The 5,072-nt window shown below is 69.0% G+C and carries 4 protein-coding genes and 1 pseudogene; 1 reads left to right on the top strand and 4 read right to left on the bottom strand.

Annotated features, from left to right (window positions below):
• Window positions 1–128: 128 nt before the first annotated feature.
• On the bottom strand, window positions 129–593 hold the full coding sequence (locus FNQ90_RS12245; RefSeq protein WP_143622207.1) for an RDD family protein: 465 nt from the start codon (window positions 591–593) through the stop codon (window positions 129–131).
• A 229-nt stretch (window positions 594–822) separates the two neighbouring features.
• On the opposite strand from FNQ90_RS12245, the gene glnA reads away from it, so the two are divergent.
• Window positions 823–2,238, top strand: a complete 1,416-nt coding sequence (gene glnA / locus FNQ90_RS12240) for a type I glutamate--ammonia ligase (RefSeq protein ID WP_182606400.1) — start codon at window positions 823–825, stop codon at window positions 2,236–2,238.
• Between the two features lie 202 nt (window positions 2,239–2,440).
• On the opposite strand, the gene FNQ90_RS12235 is transcribed toward glnA, so the two are convergent.
• The 3 genes and pseudogenes from FNQ90_RS12235 to FNQ90_RS12225 all read right to left on the bottom strand — a co-directional run.
• Complete coding sequence (locus tag FNQ90_RS12235) at window positions 2,441–3,781, bottom strand: pectate lyase family protein (RefSeq protein ID WP_182606399.1); 1,341 nt, start codon at window positions 3,779–3,781, stop codon at window positions 2,441–2,443.
• Between the two features lie 443 nt (window positions 3,782–4,224).
• On the bottom strand, window positions 4,225–4,668 hold the full coding sequence (locus FNQ90_RS12230; protein ID WP_143624805.1) for an SPW repeat protein: 444 nt from the start codon (window positions 4,666–4,668) through the stop codon (window positions 4,225–4,227).
• 142 nt (window positions 4,669–4,810) lie between these two features.
• Window positions 4,811–5,072, bottom strand: a pseudogene (locus FNQ90_RS12225) (polysaccharide deacetylase family protein); the annotation flags it as partial.

The following is a 5,072-nucleotide window of genomic DNA, read 5'->3' as shown; positions in this document are numbered from 1 at the left end:
GGGTGGGACAAAGCGCGGGGCCGGGCGCGAGGAAGTCGGTCCCCGTGGCATCCGGACGGCCGAGAGGACCGACGGGACCGGGAGGACCGACGGGCGGGGCGGGAACGGTTCTCCCGAGCCGCGGCTCGTCACATGCGGACCTGCACCGCGCCCGAGAGACGGTCGTGGAGACCCCGGCCGTCGCGGTCCCAGATCAGTGCCGGAACGGCGAGCGCGAGCAACAGGGTGCGCACCACCGTGCGGGGGAGGGAGAGCCTGCGACCGTTCACCGAGATGACCCGCAGGCCCAGCAGTCGCTTGCCGGGGGTGCAGCCGATGGTGCCGACCGTGAGCACGGCCATCACCACGAAGACGAGCAGCGTCCAGTTGCCGAGACCCCCCAGTCCGCGGGCCAGCAAACCGTATGCGATCAGCATGCACAGACCCCAGTCGAGGGTGATCGCCAGAAGCCTGCGGCCGGGGGGTGCGACGGATCCGGGTCCGTGCTCGGGCAGACCGAGGGAACTTCCCCGGTGCCCGAGGTTCGCCCCCATGCTCTCCGCCCCGGCCCGGGGGCCGGACAACCATGATCCGATCGCCTGCCTTTTGTCCACGTCTCCACCGTAGCGCGGCTCCTTTGAAGTCGGTCGGGCGGGCCCGGGAAACACCCCCGGCGCGGCCGGGTGACCGGTTCGGAATGGGGTTCGCCGGTTAACATCGGCGAAACAGTCGGGTCATGCCCGGGTAATGGCGGCTCTTTAGTGTCGGCCGCGGCAGGCCACCGGACTGCACCCCGAGCTGCGAAACGTCCCGCCGGTCCAGGCGGGCTGGGAGGACATTCGGATGTTCCAGAACGCCGACGAGATCAAGAAGTACATCGCGGACGAGGACGTCAAGTTCATCGATGTCCGCTTCTGCGACCTGCCGGGCATCATGCAGCACGTCACCATTCCGGCCGTGGCCTTCGACCCGGCCGAGTCGCTGATGTTCGACGGCTCGTCGATCCGCGGCTTCCAGGCCATCCACGAGTCCGACATGGCTCTCGTCCCGGACCTGTCCACCGCGCGGGTGGACCCGTTCCGCAAGGACAAGACCATCAACATCAACTTCTTCATCCACGACCCGATCACGGGTGAGGCCTACAGCCGCGACCCGCGCAACATCGCGAAGAAGGCCGAGGCGTACCTGGCCTCCTCCGGTATCGCCGACACCGCCTACTTCGGCCCCGAGGCCGAGTTCTACGTCTTCGACGACGTGCGGTTCGAGACCAAGTCGAACGCCGGTTACTACTACATCGACTCCGAGGCGGGCGCCTGGAACACCGGCGCCATCGAGGAGGGCGGCAACCGCGGCTACAAGGTGCGCTACAAGGGCGGCTACTTCCCGGCCCCGCCGGTTGACCACTTCGCCGACCTGCGCGCCGAGATCACCCTGGAGCTGATGAAGGCCGGTCTGGAGGTCGAGCGCCAGCACCACGAGGTGGGCACCGCCGGTCAGGCCGAGATCAACTACAAGTTCAACACCCTGCTGGCCGCCGCCGACGACCTGATGCTCTTCAAGTACATCGTGAAGAACGTCGCCTGGCGCAACGGCAAGACCGCGACCTTCATGCCCAAGCCGATCTTCGGCGACAACGGCTCCGGCATGCACGTCCACCAGTCCCTGTGGAGCGGCGGCAACCCGCTGTTCTACGACGAGCAGGGGTACGCGGGCCTGTCCGACACCGCCCGCTACTACATCGGCGGCATCCTCAAGCACGCCCCGTCGCTGCTGGCGTTCACCAACCCGACCCTGAACTCCTACCACCGTCTGGTGCCGGGCTTCGAGGCCCCGGTGAACCTGGTGTACTCGCAGCGCAACCGCTCCGCCGCGATGCGCATCCCGATCACCGGTTCCAACCCGAAGGCCAAGCGGGTCGAGTTCCGCGCGCCGGACCCCTCCTCCAACCCGTACCTGGCCTTCTCCGCCCTGCTGCTGGCCGGCCTGGACGGCGTGAAGAACAAGATCGAGCCCGCCGAGCCGGTGGACAAGGACCTCTACGAGCTGGCCCCCGAGGAGCACGCCGGCATCCCGCAGGTCCCGACCTCGCTGCCGGAGGTCCTCACCTCGCTCGAGGAGGACCACGAGTACCTGCTGGCCGGGGGTGTCTTCACCCCCGACCTGATCGAGACCTGGGTCGACTTCAAGCGGGAGAAGGAGATCGCCCCCATGCAGCAGCGTCCGCACCCGCACGAGTTCGAGCTCTACTTCGACGTGTGATCCACGACGCCCCGGGCGCGTCCCGCCGTGCGTGAGGGGTGGTCCGCCCGCCTCCCCGTGTCGGATCGCCCGCCGGACCCCCGGTCGCTCCCGGCGACCGGGGGTCCGGTGTGTGGGCGCCCCGACACGGACGGCGCCCCGCCGGTGGTGTTCCACCGGCGGGGCGCCGTGCCACGGGGACGGGTGACGAACGGGGAGCGGCTCAGAGCTTGCCGGCGCCCGCGCCCCTCGCGATGTCCTTCACGGCCTTGGGGACCGGGTCGATCTTCTCGTACAGCCAGGGGGACCAGCCGACGTCGGTGCCGAGCTCGTGGCCCGGACGGGCCGCGTTGTGCTCCGCCACCACGTCGACCAGGTGCTTCCTCCCGAAGCCGTTGAGGTACGTACCGGTCTCGTACAGGTTCGTCCCGTTCCAGCGGTAGGCGATCTGATCGGGGCGGATCGGCCCCTCGAAGTAGTTGTTCTCGGCGTGGATCATCGAGTCCAGACCGACGCCCCAGGCGTAGTCGAAGGGATCGGACGCCTCCTCGTTGACCAGGTAGTGGTTGTTGTAGACGTGCACCTGGCCCCGCCGCACCCGGGGGGAGCGCTGCAGGACGTTCTCGAACAGGTTGTGGTGGTAGGTGACGCGCAGCTTCCCGATGTCCTCGGAGTGGCCGTCGCCGCCGCCGATCAGCATGCCCTTGTCGTAGTCGTCGTAGTGGTTCCACGAGACGGTGACCAGGTCGGAGCCGCGGGTGATGTCGACGGAGCCGTCGTACCGCATGAACGGCCGACCGAAGTACTCGGTGTCCGGACGACCACCGCTCTTGAAGGTGTTGTGGTCCAGCCAGACGTTGGTGGAGCTGTGGACCCAGATCGCGTCGTACTCGGAGTTCCAGTTGCCGGAGGAGCCGTCCCTCGGATCCCACTGCGGGAAGCAGTCCTCGACCTCGGCGAAGGTGATGTTCCGGACGATGACGTTGTTCACGCCGCGGATGTACATCGCCGCGCCCTCGATGCGGGCGTCCTTCCCCAGTCCCACCAGGGTGGTGTTGGAGGGCAGGCGGTAGATCTGTTGGGACTGGTTGCGGTACGAGCGGACCCGGGCTTCCTCCAGCGGGCCGGAGGGCCGCTCGGTCATGCCCCATGTCTGCGGGTCGTACGCCTCCAGGTACGCCTCCAGGGAGTACTCGGGGTCGGCGAAGTCGGCGCACTCCAGCGGGTTGCCGGCATCGTCGACGTTCATGTCGATGGTGCCCTTGACGTAAACGATCTTGGGGGTGTCGTTGTCCTCCCGCCCCAGGGCCGCGAGCAGTTCCGCACGGTTGGTGACGGTGTGGACGTTCTCCGGTGACGCCGAGGCGCCACCGCTGGTGCCGGCCCCGTAGGCGCCCCAGCCGTCCCGGGGGCCCAGGACCTCGTAGCCGAGCGCGTGACCGGCGCCCTTCCCCGGCTTGCCGGGGTGATCCGGCTTGCCGGGCGCGCCCATCGCGACAGGGGCGGCGAGCGCCACCATCACGACGGCGCAGGCCCCTGCGAGGACCTTCGTGCTGACTCTCATCGTTGAGCTGTCTCCCCTCGGAGTCGTCCTCTCCAGATCACGCCCCGCCTCCCGGCGCCCCGCCCCGCCGGACGCGCGGGCAGGGAAGACCACGAATTCCTGCAAAGGCTTGTTGTCATGGGCACCGAGATCGGGCGTGATGGGGCTACATCGTGGTGGTAAAAGCCTGGCCGGACAAGAGATGTCACACGGAAACCCGGATTTCCCCGGGCATCAGCACGCCCGTGCGGCGAAGATGATGCAATCGGTTGCATCAATCGTCACGGCGGGTCACTCCTCCCGAACCCCCTCACGCACCCGACGGGACCCACGGGGGATTCCCCTCGGGCGAAGTCCTCGATCGGCGGCCCCGGGGACGGCGACGGCCCGGGTGCCCCGACCGGTCGGGGCACCCGGGCCGCGCGGCACGGAGGGAGCCCGGGTCCGCGCTCCCTCCGCCGTGGCTACCGCGAGGCGCGGTTGCGCATCACCTGTTGGGCACAGAGCAGGCCGAGCAACAGCACCACCGCCCCCACCACGATGTTGTTCCAGATGACAGCGGCCGTGGGATCGGTACCGACCAGCCACGGGGAGAAGATCAACCAGGCCCCGATCGCGGCCATCGCCCAGCTCAGGCCGTACATGCGCGCCGGGGCCAGGGTGAATCCCAGTGCCATCAGCGCGATGGCGAGGCCGAGCACCAGGTTGTGCGCGGCCAGATCCGGTTGCCCGGTTCCGATCGCGTCCACCACCCATGGGGAGATGGCGCAGTAGAGACCCGCGAGGAACACCGGGCCGTCCACGAGCGCCACGTCCCGACCCCCCAGGACCCGGGAGTAGCGGGTCTGCATCTCCGACATGTCCGGGTGCCCGGCAAGGTCGCCCCGCCTCGAAGAGACGTCCGCCATCGAACTCACCTCCTCCGGTCCGGGCGAGTGCGGCTGCACAGGACTGCCACGGACCACACCCCAATTATGGTCGAATCACCCCAAAAGCGCCCCCGCGCAGCCGATGATCCCGAGAGGCCGACAGCGGTCGGAGCGGGTCGGCTCAGAGCGGGCGGACCATCGTCCAGCCCCGGTCCACCAGACGGGGCAGGTAGTGATCGAGCGCGGCCACGCTCTGCGAACGATCCCCGCCGCCGTCGTGGGCCAGCACGACCCCTCCGGGATGGGCCCCCTCCAGCACCGCCCCCGAGATCGCGGAGGCGCCGGGACGGGTCCAGTCCTCGGTGTCGATGGACCACCCCAGGGGTTCCATGCCCAGTTCCGCGCAGACCTCCAGGGAGGGGCGGTGCCAGGCGCCGTAGGGG

This window comes from Streptomyces alkaliphilus (genome assembly GCF_014141535.1).
Classification (GTDB): Bacteria; Actinomycetota; Actinomycetes; order Streptomycetales; family Streptomycetaceae; genus Streptomyces; species Streptomyces alkaliphilus.
The sequence above is the reverse complement of the archived record's forward strand: the minus strand, read 5'-3'. Positions and strand labels throughout refer to the sequence as shown.

What these genes read in the sequence shown, in the direction of transcription:
- glnA (WP_182606400.1), top strand. Translation starts at nt 823, where the DNA reads ATGTTCCAGAACGCCGACGAGATCAAGAAGTACATCGCGGACGAGGAC.
- FNQ90_RS12235 (WP_182606399.1), bottom strand. Translation starts at nt 3,781, where the DNA reads ATGAGAGTCAGCACGAAGGTCCTCGCAGGGGCCTGCGCCGTCGTGATG.
- FNQ90_RS12230 (WP_143624805.1), bottom strand. Translation starts at nt 4,668, where the DNA reads ATGGCGGACGTCTCTTCGAGGCGGGGCGACCTTGCCGGGCACCCGGAC.